The sequence below is a fragment of the Sutcliffiella horikoshii genome (assembly GCF_021991925.1).
GTDB classification, from domain to species: Bacteria; Bacillota; Bacilli; order Bacillales; family Bacillaceae_I; genus Sutcliffiella_A; species Sutcliffiella_A horikoshii_F.
In genome coordinates this window covers 806,924-829,844 of sequence record NZ_RXZI01000002.1, presented here as the reverse complement: position 1 = coordinate 829,844, position 22,921 = coordinate 806,924, and the positions used below count along the sequence as shown (strand labels likewise).

The following is a 22,921-nucleotide window of genomic DNA, read 5'->3' as shown; positions in this document are numbered from 1 at the left end:
CCCTCCCTTTACTTAAGTTGGAACTACTTCATTGTGTTTTTCCTTTGATGTATCCTTCCTATCTATTTTGTTGAAAATGATATCCGCAACTACTGTCATCATATAAGCCAATAAGCTGACACTGAAAAACGGAATGATTCCAGGAATAAGCATGAATACATATTGCAAGATGATCATTCCCACCACCATCAGCAATAAGAAATGCGGATAGGTCAACCCTATCAACAGTGCAGATTTGAAATATTGCAAGAATGATAGGTTATAATTCACATATAATTGGAAGATCATCAGGGCCATCATAAAGAACAAAATGCAGCTGAAAAGCAAAATATATCTAAGGATTAGGAAAAGTACCGCTCCTCCTTGAAGTAGGGATAGATTCAAATAAAGAAGATATGCAAAAATCGCAAGTACCAAACCAAGGAGATTCGCTTTCACAAACTCCCTTTTATAAAAACGCCAAAATGTCTTTACAATAGGCAGATCCTTTTCCCCTTGCCTCCATTTTCTGATGATTGCAAAGACCGTGATGGTTGCAGGCATGATCCCGAATACGATACCCCCAAGCAATGTAAACCCAATCCATAACATATTGATGTATGCCAACCTGGCTATGACTTGACTAATTGAATAAAATCCTCCCCAAAGGCCACCCATATCCACCATTGCTCACCCTTTCCTACTTTTTATAACAAATTCCACTAATATCGATTGGCTTGTTTTCTAGAGAAGACCGCCACACTCCTTCTCCTACGGCGATGGAATAGGCTCCAGCCTCTGCCCCGGCCAGGATTGCATAAGGTCTGGACGGATCCGGACCTAAAAATATGTCTTCCAGTAGCAAAGGATCTCCTCCTCCATGCCCGCCATCAGTATGTACGACATGAATGATTTCTTTTGAACCGAAAAGGGGATAATAGTCGATCGTCTGCTGCGCTGGTATTGGGAAAGGAATGCGGTTTGGTTCATGGAACTCAGTTGTTTCGAGCCTTCCTTTTGTGCCATTGACCGCTAACTTATATCCTTCATATGGTGCCGAAAAGTTAACAGAATAACTGAGCAAGCCTCCTTGGTTATACTTCACCATCGCAGTATACGTATCTTCTATATTTATTTCTGAGTCAAAGATGCAAGCATCTGGTCGGTAGTCTGTATAAAGCTTATGTGACTCTATGTTTTGCTGAAGGTGATCATCTTTCACCTCGTTGTTCCTGCTTCTAGAATTCCAGCGAGAATAATACGCACAGTTATGTTTTTCTGGACAGGTAAGGCAGTTTCTCCCATCGACCTTAGATGGATTATACTCCCCTTCCTTTCCATAATAATGAAGGGTACCGTATGCAAAGACTTGAACTGGTACTTGGTCAAGCCACCAATTCACAAGATCAAAGTGATGAGATGATTTATGAATGGATAGTCCACCTGAAAATTCCCTTTTCCGGTTCCATCTTTTAAAATAGCTAGCTCCATGGTAGGTATCGATGGTCCAGTTCAAGTCAATGGACGTCACCCTCCCCAACTTTCCCTCTAAAATCAACTCCTTGATTTTCCTGTGTATGGGGCTGTAGCGATAGTTAAAGGTGACAATCACTTTCCCTTTGCTGTTTCGTTCCGCAGCTAAAACTCGCTTTGCATCATCCAAGGTTGTTACCATCGGCTTTTCTGTTATGACTTCTAGATCATGTTGAAGACCAAGGTCAATATAATTAATGTGGGTATCATCTCTGCCAGCAACAAGGATTGCATCGGGTTTTGTTTCCTCCACCATCTGACGGAAGGCGCTTGGTTCATAGCAAGAATGATTAACCAGTTCCGGAAACTGTTTCCTACACACTTCAAAACGCAATGGATCGCTATCAAGGAGTCCAACGATTTTATTCGTGGATGAAAAAGTTGATAGCAAAGGTTTTATATACATGTTCAATGCACGATTACTGATTCCGCAAACAGCATATCTTTTCATGGTTGCACCAGACTTGTATCCACTATAAATTGACGGAGTATGGTGAAAGCTTTTTCTCGATCATCACCATATTTGGGGATGACTGCCACCAACTCATTCTGGAACGGCACCCCGTTAAAAATTGGATGCTCCATTGGAATGGGGATAGCATAAATACGTTCCATTCCATCTTCATCCTCTGCCCACAGCTCGCTTTCGATCTCCTCCCCATCCTCGTCCACTACCACATCAAGTGCCTCAAGACCGATCGGGTCTAGAATGGAAGGAAGCATTTCTTTTTCTATAATCAGGATATCCCCCGTATGACTGACGATATCCACCATGAGCCTTTCCAGCATTCCCGGATATAATTGGAGTTGAACCTCCTGATCAACGAAATTGCCATCAATCAACTTATTTTTTCCAGTCAAAACAGCATCTTGAGGGAGATCTGTATAAACCAAGATTTGAAATCCATCATCCTTCCCCTGACAAGCTGAAAGCATAAGGAGAAGGATTGCTGCCAGTAGCCCCTTGAATAAGAAAGGCTTATTCTCCATGATATTCATTGCTCTCCCCCCAACAATTTGTTTATCCGATCAGCCTCTCCATTTCCATACAGGCGAAGATAAAGGAGCCTGCACCATGTAAATCGTTTTGGCTACATTCGCGATTCACATAATAGTCGTACGTTCCAATGGAAGTTCCGATACAAATGTCTTTTAATACCACTTCTTCGCTCTCCGTTACTTCCAATTTGTGCACGATTATTCCTTCGAATCCTTTTTTGGCGATTTCTGCATATTCCTTGCCTACATATCCTTTTGTAACAGCTTTGGCAATGGTATAGACGAATAGGCTTGAGCACGATGTTTCCAGCCAGTTATCCTCCAAGTGCCCTTTATCCACTATCTGATACCATAATCCGCTGTTTTGATCCTGATAGGTAGAGACTGCTTTCACATAGTCTTGAACGACGCGGATCCATTCGTCACGCTTTGCATGTCCGTCCGGCAAAAGGTCTATCATGTCAATGACAGCAAGGCCATACCACCCAAGCGCCCGGCCCCAGAATTCAGGTGCACAATAATTTTCTTTATTCACCCATGACTGTACACCCTTTTCATCCCATCCATGATAATAGAGCCCGGTTTTATCATCCTTTGTATATTTTCGCATCAGCTCTTCTTGGTGAAGGACCATATCTACAAGCCCTGGCTCTCCGAATGTCCGGGCATAGGTCAGAGCATATGGACCTCCCATGTACAAGCCATCCAACCACATCTGATAAGGATATTTATCTTTATGCCAAAATCCTCCCTCACTCGTCACATTCAAAGTAGGGTAAAGATCTCGAAGTTTTTTTGCTGCCAATTCATATTTTTTTTCTCCGGTGCGTTGATAAATGGAGAATAGGAGAAGTCCTGCTTGAATGGAATCTAATTCATCCCGGGCAAAGTAGAAGTTCCCATATTCATCTATTAGATGATCGACATATGATTTTACATACTCATAATACTGTTCCTCTCCAGTGTGCTCCCAAATGCGTTGCATCCCACATAGAAAGACTCCTTGGTGATAATGCCAGCGATAAGCGGGCGGTAGTTCTGGTGCAGCATAACGATTCATCAGCGTTTTGCTTATTCTTTCTGCATAATATAAAGGTGTTTTGACTTTAATGACCTCAGACATGATTCATTCTCCTCCTCTTTTTGTAAGCGATATCATTTTTGCCGGTGTAAAAAATGCAAGGCGTTTATATTTTGATATTTCTGCCTTTTATTAATTTTAATTTATCTTTTTTTCTTCATTACCGATACAATCATAAAATGATAATGTTATAAAACAGCGATATCATGCGGTTTCTATGAAATAATATGGCATAATGAACCCGATGTTAGAAAATGATTATGTAGATTTATAGAGTAAATAGCTTATAATAGTTTATAATTATTAAATTTTCAGATTATTAATGGGGGATTGTTATGTCTAGCACGTCAAAAAATTATTACTACAAAATAATAACCTTTACCCTTTTATTGGCTACGATACCAGTAATTATTGTCGGGTTATTTTCTTACCTGAGGTCCTCAGAAGTCATTCAGGAAAATGTTGCACAAGAAAAGCAACAAAGTATTTTTCAGGTTCAAACAAACATAGAACAGGTTTTAAAGACAGTCGATCATTCTCTGACTTACTTTGTTTCAACCAATCACCTCAATCAAATATTAAGAGAGCCGCTGACTCCCTATCAATTTCAACTTTATAATCAAGCCAAACAGGAATTAAGCAGTCTACAAACAAAAGAAACCGGTGTTGAAGATATCATACTTGTAAGCTTGCAAGAGAAATGGGCAATCAACAATCAAGGACTGCAAAGATTGACACTTGAGGAGAGTGAAAAGATTCACCAAACCTATATAGCGAATCCACAAGGGGCCGCCTGGGTATTAGAGGAGAATAATCAGAACGTCTTTACAAATAGCAGAAGCTCATGCAGCTATAACATCAATCTAGTAAAACACCTTCCTTTTACAAGCTCCAATAAAACGGGACTAGCAGTAGCAAGAATACCTGCATGCACCTTCAATGAGATTATGGGCCAAAAGCCTGAAACAGAAACTACTATAGTATTGGACGACAAATATCAGGTTGTAGGGCATAGCAGTTTTAATAAAATTTCGGATGACTTTTCTGAATTAGGCTATTTAAATGAATTGAAAGCAACAGAAGAGAAATCTGGACAATTTAATATCGATATAAATGGAACCGTTTACAAAATAACCTATAGAAAGTCTGATTATAACAATTGGACCTATGTTTCATTGATAAGTATCAGCGATCTAAACCAACAATCCAGTTCCATCGGGTGGTTCACCTTAATTGCATGCTGTATTCTCCTTTCTCTATCTCTGATAGTATCTCTGATCGGGTCACGGAGAATATACAAACCAGTCCACCGATTGCAGGAAATCGTATCTTCTAGCGGCAAAGTTCCTACCGGAGCAAAGCATAAAAATGAATTTGAGCTAATCGAACAGCGCATCCACGATATGCTGGATCAAAATGATCAGCTTGAAAGCAAACTACAGGGACAAGTTACCCAATTGAAACAGTTCTTTATGGTAAAGCTACTACAAGCGAAAGTAAGTGAACACGAAGTTCACTCTAAAATGATATCTTACGGTTATAACAATGATTGGAATCGACTCTGTGTGTTCACCGTTCAAATCGACTCGTTGGATGAGTCCATGTTCAATGTAAAAGAGGAAGACCTATTGTTATTTGCGATCAATACTATGATAGAAGACATGATACCTAACCAAAACAGGCTGACTCCTATTGTCATGAATCAAACGCAGGTCACAGTGATGATGACCAACCATAAAACGGATGAAGAGTATACGCACTACGTAAACGAAGTTGCACAAGAAATACAAGTAAAAGTCAAAGAGGAACTAAACCTGCCGATCAGCATCGGCATCAGCTTACCTTATGAATCTATCATCAAGACCAATATCGCTTATAAAGAGGGGATAGAAGCCCTAAAATATAGGATTAAATTTGAGAATGAAGCTATCATATTCTTTGAAAACTTGGAGCGTGGAACAGCGTTTCATACCTACTATCCAAAACAACTGGAAAATGTGGTGTTTGATGCAATCAAAATATGTGACAAAGAAAAAGTCGATGAGGAACTGAATCAATTGTTGAGGGTCATCTTGGAAAAAAATCTGAATCATACCCAATATCACATTTCCATCGTCCGCTTCCTTAACAATCTTCTTGAATTAATGCAAACACTTGGAATCGATGTATTGAAAAAAGAGTACAAGGTGTCCATGTTCGATCAAATATATGAATTGAAAACCTTACAGGAAATCGAGAACTGGTTTAAGGATATGATCATTTATCCCTTAATTGACAACGTGGAAGAGAGGACCAATTCACAATATAAAAACCTCTCGGATAAAATCATCCATATCGTTCAACAGGAATTCGATTCAGACATTACGCTGGAGTCCATCGCGACCAGGCTCCATTATAATCCCAACTATTTAAGCAGTATCTTCAGGAAGGAGACGAATATGTCCTTTAGTGAATATTTATCCCTTTACCGTCTTACAACTGCAAAACAGTGGCTCGAGGAAACAAATATGTCCGTCAGGGAAATCTCTGAAAAACTAAAATACACAAATTCACAAAACTTCATACGCTCATTCAAAAAAGTGGAAGGCACTACACCCGGGAAGTATCGTGATCTAAAAAGAGCCCAATAAATAGGAAAAAATCTTTTAGGTGCTTCGCATATCCGGGGGGCGGTCCGTAAGCCTCCTGGAAGCGAGGGTCTTTTCCATCCCTTGCTCCAACGGAGTCTAGCGCTTTCCACTCCAATCAACATGTGGATCACATTCAACAAAAGGAATAAAACTACCGATAAAAGGAAATAGCTTTAAGCTGCGGAAGAGTAAATAGCAACGGCTCCTAGACAATCCGAGCATTTTCTTCGTTCTCCAAACAGTACTTAACCCATATTTGGCATGAGGGGGCCGGGCGTTTTTGCCCGATTTTTTCAAATCCCCTTACTTCCCGATGTATTCAAACCAATCAAAGTCCACATGGTTGTCACTTTCCACTCCATTGCTGCTCGCATACATCCCGATATAAGCCCCCACAAACCCTCCAGCCATATCAGTACTTAAGATTCTTCCATTCAGACTTAAAGCTAATTCCTGCCATTCCTCATCCTCTTCACGATAATAGAAGCTATATTCCTGATCCATTGCCTCTACTTTCAATAGTAGAACCCTTCTTTTTATCGGCTGTTCCACAACGGTTCTATCCATGCCTTCCTTTCTTTCTATTAGCCGCACGATTTCCCCTTTATCACAGGTTAAGCTTTTTTCTACACGCAGCTGAAAGTCATGGCTTTGAAGAAGGACCAATCCTGCCACTTCCTTCTCCTTTTCAGGTGTGAAATCCATAAGGATGGAAGCTTCAAAGCTCTTATGCTGCTGTCTCCTGCCGACAAAGGAAGGGTTTACTTCCTCCGTTATTTTCTCGGGCTTAAGCTTTAACCTAAGATGGCTCTTTCGTTCCTTCAGGGACCAAAATTCATTTCGGGGGGTGCGTATAAAATTCCACTGCATAGCAAGCATAATATCCTGAAAGTGATCTTTATCTGGTATAGCGGGAAAGGAATGCTCCTTTAAATCCGGGAATCGCATCTTTTCTTCCACCAGCCCCTTACCGGGATTTACCACCGGCCATCCTGATTCCCAGGTGAATGGGACAAGGAAGGTTTCTCTTCCAAGGTTTCGATATCCCCCTCCATATGGTCTAGTACCAAGACAAACCATCCACCATTCACCGTTTTGTGTTTCCACGATATCTGCATGTCCGATACTAGTGATAGCATGATCGCGCCCCAAGTGGCGATGGGTAAGGATCGGATTCATTTTACAACTCTCATAGGGACCAGTAAGGTTTTCGCTTCTTGCAATCGTCACCGAATGCGTGAATCCAGTCCCACCTTCTGCAATGATTAAATAATAGAAACCATTTATTTTATATAAATGAGGGGCCTCCTGGGCGTGGGCATTTTTCAATGCACCGTCCCAGAGGCTGAAGGTGGGACCAATCAATTGCTTGGTGTCTAAGTCTAATTCCTGCATCCAAATTTCCATGTGCTTAGCATAGTTTTGTCCGGATGGAGGAACGCGATTTCCAGTGTAGTAGGCTTTTCCATCATCATCAAAAAACAATGAAGGATCGATTCCCGGTGCACCTTCCAACCAATAAGGATCAGACCATGGCCCTTTAGGATTTGAAGCCGTGACGAAGAAATTCCTTCTTGCACCTGTCTTACTTACTACAAAGGTAGTAATCACATAAAAGAGCCCTTCATGATAACGAATGGTGGCTGCATAGATGCCTTTTGATGCTGGAATCCTGTCCAAATCCAACTGAGATTCCCTGTCAAGTACGTGTCCAATCTGCTGCCAATTCACCAAATCCTTACTATGAAAAATCGGGATGCCCGGAAAGTATTCAAAAGTGGATGTCACTAAATAATAGTCCTCCCCCACCCTGCAAATAGAGGGATCTGGATAAAACCCAGGCAAAATGGGATTATCAAATAGTTTTTTCATTGAGTATTTCCTCCCTCTTTGTGTAATGCAAGGGTTCAAATCTAATCCAGTCGATGTCTACATATCCATCGCCATCCTTTTCGCTTACACAGTACATGCCAATCTGTGCACCAACCCATCTTCCTGGTAAGGCTTTCACTTCACTTTTTATCCAACTGAAATCATTGCCGTCAATAGAAAAGGCAAAGCGACAAACAGCTCTACCCTTTACTTCTATTCTAAAATACCCTGATCCCTCTTTTAGTAGAATCCCATCTTCCTGCTTTTCATTTGTCAAAGAAGATAAGCTGTAGCCTTCGTGCTTTTTTGTCAGCAATAACCCCTCGTATTTTTTCCCGCAAAGCAAGAATCCAAATGCTTCCCCATGAGAGGCAGCACGGAAGTCAAACTTGATCGTGACACTAAACGTTTCTGCAGGGAGCTTTTGAGTAAGGACATTTGGTTGATGATGAATGAATGTCTCCTTTTTAGCAGGATATAGTCGGAGCCATCCCTGCCTTGCCTTCAAGGAAAACCATTCATCCCTCCAGTTTGCTTTCCATTGCCATTGCAGACCTAGCTCTACCTTATTGAACTCATCACTTGTTTGTGGCACCCGGGGGGAGTTCGACTTACCTACGGAAGGTTTTTTCCATCTTTTCACTGGCTCCCCTACACCTTTAGAGTGGGGATCATTCCCCATCCATGGCCAATCGTCCTTCCAACCCATTGGCTGTAGATGTGCAATCCGTCCGTATGCTTCTTTATCCTGAAAGTGGATGAACCATGACTCGTTGTTCTCCAGCTCTACCCATGCGCCCTGATGTGGACCATTTATATCCGTATCTCCCTGGGCAAGTACTATCTTATCTTCATATGGTCCGAAAATATCTTTAGAGCGAAGGACAGTTTGCCAGCCAGTGGCAACTCCACCTGCTGGGGCGAATATATAGTAATAGCCATTCCGCTTATGCATTTTTGGCCCTTCAATGGTTGGATGGTTGATGCTGCCATCAAACACTATCGCTCCCTCCCCTATCAATTTAGTCCCATCAGCTTTCATTTTTATGATCTGCAACATGCTTTTAAAACCAATCCTGCTCTTAGCAAATGCATGGACCAAATAGGCATTGCCATCTTCATCCCAAAATGGGCAAGGGTCAATCCAGCCTTTTACTTGCTTCACAAGATGAAATGGAGTCCATTCACCGAACGGATCTTTTGTTTTACTCATGAAAATCCCTTCATCTGGAGCACCAAAGAAAACCCAGTAATATCCATCGTGATATCGTATGCTTGGTGCCCAAACGCCATCTCCGTGCTGAGGCATCTCATAACGCGGATAGGGGAACGTTCTACTAACATGGTTAATAATTTCCCAGTTTATAAGATCCTTCGAATGCAAAACGGGCAGACATGGGGACATATTGAAGCTTGAGGCAACCATAAAGAAGTCTTCTCCTACTCTAATTACATCGGGATCTGAGTAATCCGCATGGATGATTGGATTCTGATAAGTACCATTTCCTAAATCTGGATTCCATACCCCTTCTACCTTATTTGCATCTTGCAGTTTTTTTCCCACTAGCTACACGTCCTTTTTACGTTAATTGTCGGATTAGCCAATCATAGGACTTTTTCCCATTTATCTCATGGCCACCATCGAAAAATTCAACCTCTAATGCTGCATGGGCATCAAATGCCCGATAGATTTCTTTGATTCTGCTGTATGCTTCCTTTGCATGCTTGATTGGGAAGACCTTATCTTCTTTTCCAGACTCAATGAATAGTGGTCTTGGTACCATAAGTCCCAGAAGGTCCGGCATCTCTGCAACCTCCAAAATGTTCGGAATATAATTATCAAGACAATGATTCCTATCCATGATGCTTCCTTTAAACGTATTGGCATAACCACTGACAACTGTTGCCTTGATCCGTTCATCCAGAACAGCTGTATAAGCACCTACAAGACCTCCACCTGAAAGGCCCATGATACCTATCTGCTCGCCATCGATATCCTCCCTTGTGAGTAGATAGTCTAATAGTCTTCTACATTCATTGATTCTTAGCCCTGCCAATGTTTTCCCCATCATCAATAAACTACTTGCAAGTTGAAAGCATGAGTTTCTTTCTGTGGGTTCATATTGCTGATCTTTCATCATCCGTCTATCCCCAAATCCAATGAGTTCCGGTACTGCCACCAGTACCCCTTTCTTAACCAGCTCCACTGCAAAATTATTATGAATGCCAGGTTCGCTTCTCTCTATTCCAGCTGGATCCAACCCGATAGCTTCCTTGCTTCCATAACCATGACCATGTATGGCCATAACAACGGGACGTTTACTTTTAGAATCTATCCCTCTCTTTGGAATGAGGAGGTAAAATGGCATTTTCAAGTGTGGATAGGTTGTGATCTGAAGGTGAAGCCTTGTGTATTCTTCGTTTTCACGGACTTCTATTGTAGTTGGTTTCATGTCCGGTGCGAATGGTGGGAAATCTCCCAATAGTAGCTGAAATTGCTTTATTTTCTTTGATTGCCATCCGACATCAAAATCATGGGTATGATCTTGAAGCCTTTCTTCGTACAAAGCTTGAAGGAAGCCATCTGGATTCCACATAGAACTTCTTCCTCCCTTCATCGTACTTGAGCAGCATTTATTTGACTGTTTGTGTGTTCGGCATAGCTATCCATTAATTTTTCGTATTGCCTGCCTGATATATAGATATCCAGTGCATTTTTCATCATGACGACTGGTGTATTCTCATGCAGGTTTTTCATCTGTAGGTTTTGGATTTCCACATCTGATGATTCTTCTAAATATAAAGCTGGCCCTTGTCTTGTTTCAATTCGAACCTGATTCAACTCCATTCCATCGATGAATTTTCCATACAGCCCTTCTCCGGCCATGATGATGACTTCTTTTACCATATCAGGCTCTCCACCTGCCTCATTTGCATCGTTCGTCATCTCAATGTGAACATTAGATAAAGAGATATCCTGAACAGGCATTTCTGGCAGTCCATGAACGAATCCCGCTGCCGCCCGACATTTCTTCGCTGTAACATTACTTAATCTGATATGTTTCACCTTTGGTGTTTTCTCACTGACTGGAATTGCTTCCAATGAATTCATGGTTGGATCATTCTCATCCACCCCATAGCGATAGAAGGAGTTGATTGAAAACGGACAAAAAACATCCTCCATATAAATGTTGTTTACAAGAATATTTTCAATATAAGCACCTCGTGCGCGATTCGTTTTGATTCGTATCCCCCTGTCAGTCCCGATAAAAATACAATTGGAAACTGTTACATTACGGATCCCACCGGAGTTTTCACTTCCCATCACCACTCCTCCATGACCACGGAGCATCGTACAATTGGATACTGTGACATTTTCCGTCGGCCTTCCTACCCTTCTCCCGTCTTCATTGATTCCAGACTTCAAGCAAAGGCAATCATCCCCGACATCAAAATGACAGTCAGATACCCTCACATTGGAACAAGAATCAATATCAAATCCATCTCCGTTTGGAGTATCAGAAGGATTCTTAAATGTTACTCCCCTGACTTGAACATCCCGGCAGTAGACAAGATGGGTATTCCAAAAGGGGGAATTTTGAAGGGTGACACCTTCTATGGTGACGTGTTCACAATCCATAAGCTGAAGAAGCGGCGGCCGAAGGAATTGAGAATCCCACTCTACTAAATTGGTAGAGAGGGGTTCAAGCATAGCCTCGTTATACCGACGAATTTCCTTCGTTACAGAGGTGCTAACCGTTTCTCCTTCTTTAAGACGTTTGTTTATTTCCCACCAAGCTTTACCTTGGCCATCTATTACACCATGCCCTTTAATACTCACATTCTTCAAGGATCTCCCAAAGATCAGCGGAGAAAAACCATAGCACTCATATCCAGACCATCTTGTCTTGATGCTTGGATAAACATCGAAATCATCTCTGAAAATTACTGTTGAGCCTGCATCAAGATAAAGAGTAATATTGCTTTTCATCACGAAGGGACCTGTCAGATAGTCACCCGCGGGAATAAATACCGTACCTCCCCCATTCCCTGCACAATCTGTTATGGCTTTAGCTATTGCTTTTGTGTTATCAGTCTGGTTATCTCCTTTTGCTCCATAGGTGGTAATATCATATACAACCACTTATCATCCCTCCTAATTAATAGAAATCTAAATAAAAGAGGCCGTTTTACCTGTCAACAAGGTGAAAAACATGCCTCTTCCTTCCATTCAAACCAATAAATCTTCACGCAAGGGAGTGAATGTATCTAATAAAGCACTGGCTTCCAATGCTTTCACCCCATGTACAACATTCCCTGGAATGAAAAGCGATTCCCCTTGTTGAAGAAGCACTTTCTCTCCGCCTAAATTAAATTCCAGCTTTCCCTTAAGACAATAGGTGAATTGCTCGTGCGGATGACTGTGCTCCGCTCCGATTGCCCCTGTTTCAAAGTGAACCTCCATCATCATCAGCGTTTTGCCCGGCGGATAAATTTTTCTTTTTACCCCAAAATCTACGTTTTCCCATGTTCCAACCATCTTCCTCACTCCTTTTATTAAGATTCTTTTGCCATCCATGGTATCAATAGCTGCACTGCCATGAGAGATACTATGACCCAAGGAATGGTTGTTGGATTGATTTCTGCAGAGAAAATCATGAATATGACAATGCCCAATCCTCGACCAATATTTATAATGGATTCTCTCAACACCACCGATTCCACTCGGAAGTTTTCTTTCAATGGCAGATGGTCCAGCCATCTATAATAATGTGCGGCATATGTATTTGCCTGTAATGGCTTAAAGATTGATCCTATGGACATGAACAGGACAACAGTCCAGATGGAAATATCCCATAATAGAAAAACCGTGGAGAAGGTCATCCCAAAAGCAGCTACAAACAGATAAGTCTTTGTCGCATTAAGTCTCGCAAAGCGCGAAATGACATAGCTTGCAAGTATGGAAAGCATCAAAAACAACATGTTCATATAGCCTACGAAACTTTCATCAGGAAAAATATCATACAAAAGTATATGTGGGATATACATCAGCACGCCTTGCGGGAATCCAATGATGAACCACCCTAGAAGCACAAGTCCAAAACCCGGCTTCTTTGTCAATAATAGTGGGAGAAATTTCATGTAATAGGCTTTATGATGAGTGGTTTCTTTTTTCATCCTTAGACTTCCCATCGCAGCAACTAGAAACATGATAAAGGCAAAGGAAAAGACCATGATATAGCCAGTCAACTCTGTATATAAACTAATGATGAAGCCCGCCATGGCAGGGCCTAAAAGATTCGCACCACTCATGGAAATTTGGTTCCAACCCAAATAACGATGTCTATTTTCATTATTGGAAACATCATAAACAAGGGTGAAATAACCAATCCAATAGGCTGCTTGGGATATCCCTTTCAAGAGGGCAAATAAGTAGAAATAATCGACCATCCATTCCTGGGTTACCACAATACACAAATAGAAAAATGCGGTTAAGAAAATACCATATCGATACATGGTCAACCTGTCGCGCCTTTTCGCCACTTTCCCGAGGAATATGGTCATAACTCCTTGTGAAAGGATGGCGGTCAGGTTAAAGAGGCCGTTAATCAATAGGCTGTTCGTTAACCGCCAAAGATACAGATTGATGAATATCATCGATAATGCATTCCCAAATTGAAAGATGCTTTGGTTCATCAGAGTAATGACCGCTTGTTCTGAAAATCTTTTTTCCTTCGGTACTTTAAATCTATCCAAGATCATCTGAACACTTCTCTCACTTTAAGAGTTTATAAAAATTACTAGACCCATAAATCGGTCCATAGTTTTCCCCTGCCAACTCATTGCATTGCTGTCTTATTAAAACTGCTTGTGTACTTGCGTTCATATCCCCTTCAAACAAACCCTCACTCAAATGAACGGCCTCAGGCATATCAGGGTAATATTCACCTTTCACTTGTGCCACATTCGGGGCGGAAGGGGATCTTCCTGACTCCCTGGAAAATCCCCCATCAGGTCTTTTGAGTTTTTTCATGTTCTCAGCTGTAATTCGGATGATTTCTTCCAGTTCCCGCTGTGGAATATCTTGCTTTATATAGGATAAAAGATTAATAGGATTCCGAATATAGCACATATCATATGCTTCTTCGGTACGAAGGCAAGTCAACAAACTTTGATAGATTTTTTCTGTATTTGGCATCGGCAGATTGAACCTGCTATAAAAGCCATGTAACTTGAATGTGCCTGATATCCTCACGTATAAACTGCCTTTCCCCCATAAGCCAGTCACTGGGTCCTGAATACTCTTAAGGTATCTCTGTGCCTCTTCCAAGAAAGGACGCCTGTCCGCTTCGTTCATCTCGCCGATATACACACAAGAAGATCCCAATAAATCGCAACCGCGCCAGCTGTTTCGCATATCAATGCTTTTCCATTTCTCCAAATAGTTCTCTGGTGTCTTTACATAATCAGGCGCCGTTTTTGCCATCAGGGGGAGAGGATAGCGTGGTTTACTGCCAAGCTTCCCCAATGCCCCCAATGAATAACTTAATGCCCTGTGCACCATCACTTCGTCCTTTTTCATTGATGGATTCTCATCTAAGAAGTAGCCTGTCACCGAATCCTGCTTTTGTTGATAAAAAGCAATCATTTTATCTGCCATTTGTGATGGTATATCCTTCAGCAGATTGTTTCGAATTAGAATATTCAATGCTTGGGAGGTCGATTCAATATCCGGCTCATAAAGTCTGTTTGGAATGGAACTCCTGGCATAATAGAACCCTCCTTTTTCAGGGTCATACTGTCCTGCCAACCATGGAAAAAAACCTTCAAACAAGATATCTATCTTTTCGAGCCCCTCCCAAACCCCTGTGCTAGTAGTCATTTCAAACACTCCCCATTTTTAAAATTTATTTTCTTACTCCTTAACGGATCCAAGCAAGGCCCCCTTCGTGAAATGTTTCTGTAGGAATGGATATACTAGCAAAACAGGAATGGTCGCTACCACTATAACTGCCATCTTCACCGTGATTTCAGGTGGCGCCACATCCATCATTTCTGAACCATCGTAGTTAATCCCCGTTGCCAGGACGACAATTTGACGCAGCAGGACCTGGACCGGCCATTTTGATGCATCATTGAGATACAGAATTGCATGCATATACGTATTCCAATAGGTGACAGCATAGAATAATGAAATGGTTGCAATTGCTGGCATCGAGCACGGAATGACAATTCGGAATAACGTCCCAAAATCACTACATCCATCAATTCTTGCCGCTTCTTCTAAAGAATCAGGAATATTTTGGAAGAAGCTCTTTAAAATGATAAGGTTAAAAGCATTCAATGTCACCGGAATGACCAAAGCCGCTAACGTATCAAGTAGACCTGTATACTTAACGACGAGGAATGTAGGAATCATCCCGCCGTTAAAAAGCATCGTAAATACGACAAAGAATAATAGAAATCTTCTACCAACCAGATCCTTTTTCGATAACCCATAGGCCGTTAGGATGGAAAAGAACATACTCCAAGCTGTTCCAAGGATGGTCACACCGATGGAAACGCCCATCGCTTTGAAAATGGTATCTGTTGAGAAAATGTATCGATAAGCATCCAAGCTGAAAACCGTTGGAAACAGGAGAAACTTTTTCTCTGCCAGCTCCGCATTGGTGGCAAAGGATGCTGCGATAACATGAAGAAATGGTAATACGGTAATTATTGCTATGAGCCCAAGTAGAAAGAGGTTCGTGTAATTAAAGAGACGACCTCCTAAAGTTTTATCATCCACCATTTTTTACGCCTCCATTGATCATTAATATACGCCTTCTTCTCCTGCCTTCTTCGCTAACCAGTTAGCTACGATCACCAGAATCAGGCCGACTATCCCTTTAAAGAATCCAATTGCAGTACTATAACTGAACTGTCCCTGTTGGAGTCCCACCCGATACACATACGTATCGAAAATCTCCCCGACTTCACGATTGGAAGCATTAAGTAGCAAATAAACATGTTCAAACCCTAACTCCAAAACATCCCCGATTTTCAAGATTAGCAATACAACGATGACGCCTTTTATTGCAGGAAGTGTTATGTGCCACATCATTTGAAGACGGCTTGCCCCATCGATTCTTGCCGCTTCATACAGCTGAGGATTCACCGCTGCGATGGCAGCAAGGAAAATGATTGTCCCCCAGCCAGCTTCTCTCCATATGACTTGGAGAATATACATTGGTCGGAACCAATCAGGATTCAAAAGGAAATTAATCTTATTAAAACCAAGCCATTCAATGATGCCATTCACTAATCCGCCGTCCAACGTCAGCATGACAAAGCTGATGGAAACAATGACAACCCATGACATGAAATGAGGAATATAAATCAGTGTTTGGACTCCCCGTTTAAAAAGTTCGATTCTCACCTCATTCAACATAAGAGCTATAATGATCGGAATGGGAAAGAAGATAAATAGATTTAAAGCAAATAAAATCAATGTATTACGGAAAATATTCCAAAAATCCGGATCAGAGAACAGACGGGTGAAGTGTTCAAATCCAACCCACTGGCTCCCCAAGATCCCCAAGTACGGTTTGTAATCTTGAAAGGAGATAATCAATCCATACATCGGGATATATTTATAGATGAAAAAATATAATAACCCAGGTAAAATCATCAAATATATCATTCTATTTTTCCAAATTTGCTTTTTTAATTCTGCTCGTCTGTCTACCTTAGGTGGTACAGGATTACTATTTAATGCTAAATCGTTTTCCGTTTTCATTCCTCTCTACCTCTCCCCTATTATTCATATAGTCCTTTCACCCTTCTAAGCGGATTGAAAAAATTCATTCATTACTCAAATCTTAGAAAAGCGCTTACATTACGTCTATAATCAATACAGTACATTGGGATGGCAAAGTCTCGTAATACTTGCGTTTGATACTTAATACCTAACAAATTGATTATTCGAAAATACTGAAAATTACTTTATAATTTTGGTAGTCAGCTATTCTTACCAAGGAGGTCACCTCATGAGACAAAAGATAGTAGTCACTAAAGACGGCACTGGAGATTTCTCCAGGATACAAGATGCCATCGATCATGTAAGAGTACATCCCCTGCAGCCTGTCACCATTTTCCTAAAAGAAGGAATCTATGTAGAGAAAGTAACCATTCCTGATAACAAACCTTTTATCAAGATTGTAGGAGATGGTGAAGGAAAAACTACCATTTCCTATAATGATTCGGCAACGATGAAGGACTCATCCGGCAAACCATTGGGGACGTTCCGAACACCCGTTTTTTCCATTTTTGCAGACAACATTCGACTGGAGAACCTAACCATCAAAAATACCGCTGGTTTTGGCGAAGTAGTTGGACAAGCTGTCTCTCTCTATGTTTCAGGCAGACGAAATCAATTTTATAATGTAAGGCTATCAGGCTACCAAGATACCCTTTATACCTCCCACGGAAGTCAGCTTTTTCAAAATTGCTATATTGAAGGGGATATCGACTTTATTTTTGGTGCGGCTACCGCCGTATTCCTCCAATGTGAAATACATAGTTTACGCAGAGGATACATAACTGCCGCTTCCACCCCAAAAGACCAAAAGTACGGGTATGTGTTCCTGGAATGCAAGATCACCGGATCGGCCAAGGAGGATAGTGTTTACCTTGGCAGACCTTGGCGTCCTTATGCCCACACGTATTTCATCCATACCTACATGGGACCACATATTAAGAAAGAGGGCTGGGATAATTGGAGAGACCAAGCCAATGAAGAAACCGCCAGATACGGAGAATATGAATGTTCAGGGTCAGGCTCCCAATCCGATGACAATAAGCGGGTTGAATGGGCAATTGACCTATCAAACAAAGAGGATTTACCCTTAACAGTGGAAAGTGTGTTTCCTGATTACCCAAGCTGGTAAGTGTCTCTATCTTTCTATAGAACAACGGAAAAAGGACTGTCAGCTCTTCCTGACAGTCCTTTCTTTTGTTTAGTTACCAGCTGATTCGTTAAATTCATCGATGATAGTTTGACCACCTTGATCTAACCATCTCTGTACCGCTTTTTCAAATCCATCCTTATCGATTTGGCGGAGAATATATTGATAGGTCGCATCCTGGATGATGGTTCTCAATCTTTCCCCATTTGCCAAGAATGCATCAGAGTCAAGCGTCAATGTTGGATCCGCGATCAAGTACTTCTCATTCTCTACAAATAACTCCTCAGACTTGGCTTTCGGTTCATACGTATGGTATCCTTCGTAACGTCCGTTTGTTTCCGGTTCCCCGATTTCAATAGCCTGGAATGGTTTCACTTCCCGGTCATTCTTAGCCGTATCCTCTGCTGGTTGCCCCATTCCATCGACCACTGAATAATGCTCCCCTTCAATTCCCCAGAAAATCAAGTTAGAGACTTCAGGACTCATTAAATCATTGAAAAACGCTAGAATTCTTTTTAATTCCGCTTCCGTTTTAACGGAGGATTTCGGGAACATAACAACATTTCCGTAACCCGGCAAACTCCAAATACCGTATTCACCATGTGGTCCTTCAACATAGTTGTGAACAGCAAGTTCCGCATCAGGGTGTACCTTCGCCAAGTCCGTATAGAGACTCTGTACATCCCCCATTGAACCTACATAGATTCCAGCAGTTCCATTGATGAATAAGGCTTGCTGATCATTCTTACTTGTTACAGGGAAATCCTGGTTCATATAGCCATTTTCATGCAGGTCCTTGAAATAATCCAAAGTCTGCATGTACTCTGGGAACATGAAAGCTGGTTTTAACTTTCCATCTTCTCCTTCGCCCCATTCATTGGGCGTTCCGAACCATGATGCCACTGTATAAAATGCGCCATATACTAAGTCACTGCGGTCTGTTACACCGATTGTATCCTTTTTGCCACTCTTGTTTGGATCGTTTTCTGTGAATTGCTTGGCCATTTCAAAAAATTCTTCCGTAGTAGTAGGAGCTGATAAGCCTAAGTTGTCCGCCCAGTCTTTACGATAGATAATACCTTGGCGGGAGAGTGGTCTGCCTTGATAAAGGGAATATATCTTATCATCCACCATTGTATTTTCGATAATCTGATCCTTTAGTTTACTTAAGTTTTCATACTCATCAAGATATGGTCCAATTTCCCAAAATTGATCATCTCGAATTGCATCCTTGAACTGGTTGAAGGTTGTCTGATTTTTCATAAATACCGCTTGTGGAAGAGATCCAGTGGCAAACGCAGTATTTAATCTCTCCTCATAGTTGTTATCCGGTACCCATTGGAACTCTAATTTTGTGTTTGTCTTTTCTTCCAATAGATCTTTGATTTTATCCTGTGGTACTTCTGGTGTATGAAGATTTGCCATGATAGATATGGAATATGGTTTATCACTGTCAATCTCTGTATTTGAAGCGCTTTCATTATTACAAGCACTTATAAACACTAGGACCAATGAAAAAAGAAGAAGAGCGAAAGTTTTTTTAGTTGCTTTCATATTTGAATACCCCCCACGTTAAATTCTGGCTACTTTAATGATAGATTAAAAAAGTCACTTTTGTACACATCTAGTTTCTCTTTGGCGAAAATTTCAATTAATTAGTTAGAAGAATGCGCTTTCACTTATTGGAGTATGGACTCCCCCTCTCTGTTCAAATTGAGACCAACGCTTATCGATTGCAAGCGTCATCTTAAATCGTCTAAGATAAATTTAATTCAGAATTTTCAATTAGAATATAATCAATTACTCATGTTATGCTTAAAAATCATTGATATCATAGGCATTCTTTGACGGGAACTTATAAAATGATTACACTATTACACTTTTTGAATATATATACTGTACTCCCTATAAAAGAGTTAATCAGCAACGTGATCCAAAAAAAAGCTGACGATTACCGTCAGCTTTCATCCATGACATCTATGGAATTCTGCTCAGATTTGAATCCGAGCTCTTTCTTAGCATTACTGGTATCCCATGGTGCACCAGGATTGTCTGAAACACCATAGTAAGTCCCATACTTCACTTCTGCTTTTACCGCGGCTTCAAATAGATTAACGACATCTTCCCTAGTGAGCAGTGTATGTACTAGTCTGTCATTTTCCTCTATACCTTGTACTTCATCCTTTGGGACAGATGCTATCCTTAAATTGATCACCGAAACATCTTGTTCATCTGCAAACAACCTTCCTACATTCTCCGAAGCAAGCTTCAATACTCCGTATAATCCCTTAGAGTAAGGATAATCCTCGGTGGTGATCTTTCTACCTAATAAGGATTCGCCTTGTTCCTCATATCCATCTGTAACATGGTTGCTGCTCGCAATAATGACCTTTGGAATATTCCGTTTAGTCGCCACATCCAACAGATAGTATCCTGCTTTGAAAAAGACCTCTGTCATTTGATTGAACTGTTCGATATCCTCGATGTGTTGACTGGTTTCTGTAGCGAGTAAATTCACCAATACGTCTGTATCATGGGGAATTTTCTCCAGAAGCTCCTCATAATTCGTAGCATCAAGTTGAAGATAATTTGCCCTATCCTTTTGTTCTTGCTTATCACAGACTATGACCTCATAGTTTTGACGAAGCCCCTCTACTAATATTTTCCCTATTGTCCCGTTTCCACCGAGTAATACAATTTTTTTCATACCGTTTGCCGCCTCCAGTAATAAAAATTATCTTCTCGTTACTCCTTGACAGTCCTCTAATTCAAAAGGGTTTCCTAATAGAACATCCACTTCAACATTGGAAAAATCGGTATTGTGAACATTGGAACCATATATACCATATTTAGCCTTAATATAGATATCTTTAAACAAAAGATTTTGTAAAGGCTTTTCGGGAAGTCCTTTCAGTAAAATCGCCCTTTTTGCCCCTGAACAGGTGATGTTCTGAATGGTGATATCCCTAAATATAGGCGTTTCATCAGAAAAAGCTATGTTTTTCTTTATTTCATCCTCGGTTAATTCATAAAACATATGAAAGACAATCGCTTCATTTTTAATTCCGACCATTTTAATGTTATCCACCACGATATCTTCCACTATGCCACCACGTCCTCTTGTACTTTTAAAACGCAAACCGGTGTCTGTCCCAAAAAAAGTACAATCAGTTATTTTCACATTCCTTACACCGCCACTCATTTCACTACCGATGACAAAGCCACCATGACCACTATAGACTTTACAGTTCTTGATGGTAATATTCTCGCAAGGGGTTGCAAGCCTCCTCCCCTCTTCATCCTTCCCGGATTTCAAGCAGATGGCATCATCCCCTACATCGAATGTACAATTTTCTACATTGGCACCTTTGCAAGACTCCAAATCCAGACCATCACCATTTTGTGAGTACCATGGATTTTTCACGACTATATTACGGATGGTCACATTTTCACATAGCCAAGGATGAATGCACCAGGCTGGCGAGTTTTGGAAGGTCGGCCCATCAATCAAGATGTCTTTACTTTTCCTGAAACTGACCATATTTGGCCGTAAGAAATGTTTGTACTTCTGGTACTCCTCGATATCTTTAGAGCCTTTTTGTTCCAATCTAGCAACAGCCTTCGACCCTTCCAGCGCCCCTTCAGAAGGCCACCAAATCTCCTGTTCTTTATCTATAACACCTGAGGATTGAATCAATTGGCTCCATTGGAAATCCGTCATTTTGAATTTTTTCACGGGCCTCCATGCATCCCCTGACCCATCGAATATCCCATTCCCTATAATGGAAACGTTTACAACATCTTCCGCATCTAAAGGGGATTGGCACCTCACCACTTGCTTTCCTTCGAATGAAGAATAAATCAGAGGATACTCTTCTATATTTTTGCTGAATAAAATCGTGGCTCCATCCTCAAGGTATAGAGTTATATTACTTTTCAAACGAATAGGACCCGTCAACCAAATCCCAGCCGGTATTTTGACGGTTCCTCCACCCTCTGCGGCACACTCCTCTATAGCTTGGTTGATTGCTATCGTGTTACTTGTTTTTCCATCACCAATTGCACCATATTCACGAATGTCATATTCTACATCCCGAAATATTATAGTTACTGCTTTGACATCTCCACCATTACTATTCATCATCTACCTCCATAATCTTGAATTTATCAATCATTATATAAGAAGAAGATAGATAGCTTAATAATCATTTTCTTAGGCAATGAGGAAAACATAAAAAAACACCCATTATTGGACTAATGAATGTTTAAAAGCATAAATAACCGCCTGAGTACGGTCCTGCACTTGTAATTTTGCTAGGATATTGCTTACATGAACTTTAACTGTCTTAAGGGCAATGAATAGCTCATCCGCTATTTCTTGATTTGATTTTCCCTGTGTCATGAGCAGTAAAATCTCCATCTCCCTATTGGTGAGTTCTTCATGAGGAAGGATCTCGGTCTTCCTTCGCATCTTCTGCATCATTTTCCCCGCCACTTCCGGTTCAAGGATGGACTGTCCCTTATAGGTGGAACGGACCGCATTGGCTATTTCACTTGCTTTGGAAGTTTTCAGCATATAGCTGGTTGCCCCTGCTTCAAGGGCAGGATATACTTTTTCATCGTCCAAGAAGCTTGTGACGATGATGATTTTTGCCTCTGGCCATTGTTCCATGATTCTCTTGGTTGCCTCGATTCCGTCCATTTCTTTCATGACAAGATCCATCAAGATGATATCTGGCCTATGCTCCAGGGCAAGACCCACGGCAGTCGAACCATCATCTGCTTCTGCAATTACTTCAATATCAGGTTGAGCAGACAGATAAGCGGTTACACCAATCCTTACCATCTCATGATCATCTACAAACAATACTCTAATCATT

General features: G+C 41.1%; 19 protein-coding genes. 2 read left to right on the top strand and 17 right to left on the bottom strand.

Features of this window, described 5'->3' with window-relative positions:
• Nucleotides 1–12: 12 nt before the first annotated feature.
• From EKQ44_RS09405 to EKQ44_RS09390, 4 genes are read right to left on the bottom strand one after another with little or no spacing between them, the layout of a single operon-like run.
• Nucleotides 13–666: a YesL family protein gene (locus tag EKQ44_RS09405; protein WP_237663272.1), complete on the bottom strand. Its 654-nt coding sequence runs from the start codon at nucleotides 664–666 to the stop codon at nucleotides 13–15.
• Nucleotides 667–679: 13 nt separating this feature from the next.
• Nucleotides 680–1,963 (bottom strand): Gfo/Idh/MocA family protein, encoded by a 1,284-nt coding sequence (locus EKQ44_RS09400; RefSeq protein WP_237663271.1) that lies wholly within the window; start codon nucleotides 1,961–1,963, stop codon nucleotides 680–682.
• Nucleotides 1,960–2,511 (bottom strand): hypothetical protein, encoded by a 552-nt coding sequence (locus EKQ44_RS09395; protein ID WP_237663270.1) that lies wholly within the window; start codon nucleotides 2,509–2,511, stop codon nucleotides 1,960–1,962. The genes EKQ44_RS09400 and EKQ44_RS09395 overlap by 4 nt, the downstream gene beginning before the upstream one ends.
• A gap of 22 nt (nucleotides 2,512–2,533) precedes the next feature.
• The gene (locus EKQ44_RS09390) at nucleotides 2,534–3,634 is read right to left on the bottom strand and encodes a glycoside hydrolase family 88/105 protein (RefSeq protein WP_237663269.1); all 1,101 of its coding nucleotides are present in this window, start codon (nucleotides 3,632–3,634) and stop codon (nucleotides 2,534–2,536) included.
• Between the two features lie 293 nt (nucleotides 3,635–3,927).
• Between EKQ44_RS09390 and EKQ44_RS09385 the strand changes: the two genes are divergently transcribed.
• Nucleotides 3,928–6,222 (top strand): helix-turn-helix domain-containing protein, encoded by a 2,295-nt coding sequence (locus EKQ44_RS09385; RefSeq protein ID WP_237663268.1) that lies wholly within the window; start codon nucleotides 3,928–3,930, stop codon nucleotides 6,220–6,222.
• A 303-nt stretch (nucleotides 6,223–6,525) separates the two neighbouring features.
• On the opposite strand, the gene EKQ44_RS09380 is transcribed toward EKQ44_RS09385, so the two are convergent.
• The 9 genes from EKQ44_RS09380 to EKQ44_RS09340 form a co-directional block, all read right to left on the bottom strand.
• A complete protein-coding gene (locus EKQ44_RS09380; protein WP_237663267.1) occupies nucleotides 6,526–8,094 on the bottom strand; it encodes a glycoside hydrolase family 43 protein in 1,569 nt (522 codons plus the stop codon).
• The gene (locus tag EKQ44_RS09375; RefSeq protein WP_237663266.1) at nucleotides 8,078–9,658 is read right to left on the bottom strand and encodes a glycoside hydrolase family 43 protein; all 1,581 of its coding nucleotides are present in this window, start codon (nucleotides 9,656–9,658) and stop codon (nucleotides 8,078–8,080) included. Before EKQ44_RS09375 ends, EKQ44_RS09380 begins: the two co-directional genes overlap by 17 nt.
• Before the next feature lie 16 nt (nucleotides 9,659–9,674).
• The gene (locus EKQ44_RS09370) at nucleotides 9,675–10,691 is read right to left on the bottom strand and encodes an alpha/beta hydrolase family protein (protein WP_237663265.1); all 1,017 of its coding nucleotides are present in this window, start codon (nucleotides 10,689–10,691) and stop codon (nucleotides 9,675–9,677) included.
• Nucleotides 10,692–10,708: 17 nt separating this feature from the next.
• Nucleotides 10,709–12,238, bottom strand: coding sequence for a glycoside hydrolase family 28 protein (locus EKQ44_RS09365; protein ID WP_237663264.1), 1,530 nt, complete (start codon nucleotides 12,236–12,238; stop codon nucleotides 10,709–10,711).
• Between the two features lie 87 nt (nucleotides 12,239–12,325).
• Complete coding sequence (locus EKQ44_RS09360; protein ID WP_237663263.1) at nucleotides 12,326–12,634, bottom strand: cupin domain-containing protein; 309 nt, start codon at nucleotides 12,632–12,634, stop codon at nucleotides 12,326–12,328.
• Nucleotides 12,635–12,651: 17 nt separating this feature from the next.
• Complete coding sequence (locus EKQ44_RS09355) at nucleotides 12,652–13,857, bottom strand: MFS transporter (RefSeq protein WP_237663262.1); 1,206 nt, start codon at nucleotides 13,855–13,857, stop codon at nucleotides 12,652–12,654.
• A gap of 13 nt (nucleotides 13,858–13,870) precedes the next feature.
• A complete protein-coding gene (locus tag EKQ44_RS09350) occupies nucleotides 13,871–14,977 on the bottom strand; it encodes a hypothetical protein (protein ID WP_237663261.1) in 1,107 nt (368 codons plus the stop codon).
• A gap of 33 nt (nucleotides 14,978–15,010) precedes the next feature.
• Nucleotides 15,011–15,886, bottom strand: coding sequence for a carbohydrate ABC transporter permease (locus EKQ44_RS09345; RefSeq protein ID WP_237663260.1), 876 nt, complete (start codon nucleotides 15,884–15,886; stop codon nucleotides 15,011–15,013).
• A 21-nt stretch (nucleotides 15,887–15,907) separates the two neighbouring features.
• A complete protein-coding gene (locus tag EKQ44_RS09340) occupies nucleotides 15,908–16,873 on the bottom strand; it encodes an ABC transporter permease (protein WP_237663259.1) in 966 nt (321 codons plus the stop codon).
• 250 nt (nucleotides 16,874–17,123) lie between these two features.
• On the opposite strand from EKQ44_RS09340, the gene EKQ44_RS09335 reads away from it, so the two are divergent.
• Entirely contained in the window at nucleotides 17,124–18,023 is a 900-nt protein-coding gene (locus EKQ44_RS09335; protein ID WP_237663258.1) for a pectinesterase family protein, read from the top strand.
• 69 nt (nucleotides 18,024–18,092) lie between these two features.
• On the opposite strand, the gene EKQ44_RS09330 is transcribed toward EKQ44_RS09335, so the two are convergent.
• The 4 genes from EKQ44_RS09330 to EKQ44_RS09315 form a co-directional block, all read right to left on the bottom strand.
• Nucleotides 18,093–19,595, bottom strand: coding sequence for an extracellular solute-binding protein (locus EKQ44_RS09330; RefSeq protein WP_237663257.1), 1,503 nt, complete (start codon nucleotides 19,593–19,595; stop codon nucleotides 18,093–18,095).
• 403 nt (nucleotides 19,596–19,998) lie between these two features.
• Complete coding sequence (locus EKQ44_RS09325; RefSeq protein WP_237663256.1) at nucleotides 19,999–20,748, bottom strand: NAD-dependent epimerase/dehydratase family protein; 750 nt, start codon at nucleotides 20,746–20,748, stop codon at nucleotides 19,999–20,001.
• A gap of 27 nt (nucleotides 20,749–20,775) precedes the next feature.
• Complete coding sequence (locus tag EKQ44_RS09320) at nucleotides 20,776–22,185, bottom strand: glycoside hydrolase family 28 protein (protein WP_237663255.1); 1,410 nt, start codon at nucleotides 22,183–22,185, stop codon at nucleotides 20,776–20,778.
• Between the two features lie 102 nt (nucleotides 22,186–22,287).
• Nucleotides 22,288–22,920, bottom strand: a complete 633-nt coding sequence (locus EKQ44_RS09315; RefSeq protein WP_237663254.1) for a response regulator transcription factor — start codon at nucleotides 22,918–22,920, stop codon at nucleotides 22,288–22,290.
• Between the last annotated feature and the right edge of the window lies 1 nt (nucleotide 22,921).

Bases quoted from the DNA above. Each gene is read 5' to 3' on its own strand.
- EKQ44_RS09400 (WP_237663271.1), bottom strand. From the start codon at position 1,963: ATGAAAAGATATGCTGTTTGCGGAATCAGTAATCGTGCATTGAACATG.
- EKQ44_RS09390 (WP_237663269.1), bottom strand. From the start codon at position 3,634: ATGTCTGAGGTCATTAAAGTCAAAACACCTTTATATTATGCAGAAAGA.
- EKQ44_RS09370 (WP_237663265.1), bottom strand. From the start codon at position 10,691: ATGTGGAATCCAGATGGCTTCCTTCAAGCTTTGTACGAAGAAAGGCTT.
- EKQ44_RS09355 (WP_237663262.1), bottom strand. From the start codon at position 13,857: ATGATCTTGGATAGATTTAAAGTACCGAAGGAAAAAAGATTTTCAGAA.
- EKQ44_RS09395 (WP_237663270.1), bottom strand. From the start codon at position 2,511: ATGAATATCATGGAGAATAAGCCTTTCTTATTCAAGGGGCTACTGGCA.
- EKQ44_RS09350 (WP_237663261.1), bottom strand. From the start codon at position 14,977: ATGACTACTAGCACAGGGGTTTGGGAGGGGCTCGAAAAGATAGATATC.
- EKQ44_RS09335 (WP_237663258.1), top strand. From the start codon at position 17,124: ATGAGACAAAAGATAGTAGTCACTAAAGACGGCACTGGAGATTTCTCC.
- EKQ44_RS09340 (WP_237663259.1), bottom strand. From the start codon at position 16,873: ATGAAAACGGAAAACGATTTAGCATTAAATAGTAATCCTGTACCACCT.
- EKQ44_RS09360 (WP_237663263.1), bottom strand. From the start codon at position 12,634: ATGGTTGGAACATGGGAAAACGTAGATTTTGGGGTAAAAAGAAAAATT.
- EKQ44_RS09315 (WP_237663254.1), bottom strand. From the start codon at position 22,920: ATGATTAGAGTATTGTTTGTAGATGATCATGAGATGGTAAGGATTGGT.
- EKQ44_RS09325 (WP_237663256.1), bottom strand. From the start codon at position 20,748: ATGAAAAAAATTGTATTACTCGGTGGAAACGGGACAATAGGGAAAATA.
- EKQ44_RS09320 (WP_237663255.1), bottom strand. From the start codon at position 22,185: ATGATGAATAGTAATGGTGGAGATGTCAAAGCAGTAACTATAATATTT.
- EKQ44_RS09345 (WP_237663260.1), bottom strand. From the start codon at position 15,886: ATGGTGGATGATAAAACTTTAGGAGGTCGTCTCTTTAATTACACGAAC.
- EKQ44_RS09385 (WP_237663268.1), top strand. From the start codon at position 3,928: ATGTCTAGCACGTCAAAAAATTATTACTACAAAATAATAACCTTTACC.
- EKQ44_RS09380 (WP_237663267.1), bottom strand. From the start codon at position 8,094: ATGAAAAAACTATTTGATAATCCCATTTTGCCTGGGTTTTATCCAGAT.
- EKQ44_RS09330 (WP_237663257.1), bottom strand. From the start codon at position 19,595: ATGAAAGCAACTAAAAAAACTTTCGCTCTTCTTCTTTTTTCATTGGTC.
- EKQ44_RS09405 (WP_237663272.1), bottom strand. From the start codon at position 666: ATGGTGGATATGGGTGGCCTTTGGGGAGGATTTTATTCAATTAGTCAA.